The organism is Tepidiforma sp., assembly GCF_026419595.1.
In the GTDB taxonomy this organism is placed as follows: Bacteria; Chloroflexota; Dehalococcoidia; order Tepidiformales; family Tepidiformaceae; genus Tepidiforma.
On the sequence record NZ_JANZZD010000081.1, the window covers coordinates 1 to 885 of the forward strand.

The window sequence follows — 885 nt, forward strand, 5'->3', positions numbered from 1 at the left end:
TTGAGATCAACCTTGAGCCGCTGGAGAAGCGAGGTGATGCGTTCCCCGCCGAAGAGCCGCATCAAGTCGTCTTCAAGCGAAATGAAAAACTGCGACGAGCCGGGATCGCCCTGCCGGCCGGCGCGACCGCGGAGCTGGCGGTCAATGCGGCGTGCTTCGTGCCGCTCGGTGCCGATGATGCAGAGTCCGCCGTTGGCGCGGACCTCGTCGTCGAGCTTAATGTCGGTGCCGCGCCCGGCCATGTTGGTGGCGATCGTGACTGCACCTTTCCGCCCTGCCTGCGCGATGATTTCTGCTTCGCGTTCGTGGTGCTTGGCGTTGAGCACGTTATGCGGAATCCCGACGCGGCGAAGCATCTTCGAGAGCACCTCGCTGGTCTCGACGCTCGTTGTACCGACAAGAATCGCACGCCCTGCCGCAAGCTGCTTTTGAATTTCCTCGATGACGGCGTTGTACTTCTCGCGCTTGGTGCGGTAGATGAGGTCGTCGTAATCCTTGCGGATGACGGGCTTGTTAGTCGGGATGACGACGACGTCGAGCTTGTAGATTTGGTAGAACTCGGCTGCTTCGGTCTCTGCAGTGCCGGTCATCCCCGCGAGCTTGCGGTAGAGGCGGAAGTAGTTCTGGATCGTGATGGTCGCATATGTTTGGGTATCGCGCTCGACGTGGACGCCTTCTTTTGCTTCGATCGCTTGGTGCAATCCGTCCGAGTAGCGTCTGCCTTCGAGAATGCGACCGGTGAATTCGTCGACGATTTTGATTTTGTTGTCCTGGACGACGTACTCGACGTCGCGTTCGTAGAGCGAGTAGGCTCTGAGCAGTTGCGTGACGATGTGGATGCGGTCGCTGCGTTCGGCATAGAGGCGATAGAGCTCATCTTTACGG

At 59.2% G+C, this 885-nt stretch carries 1 pseudogene; it reads right to left on the reverse strand.

Going from position 1 to position 885, the window contains the following annotated elements:
* Window positions 1–885, reverse strand: a pseudogene (gene secA / locus N2041_RS14430) (preprotein translocase subunit SecA); the annotation flags it as partial.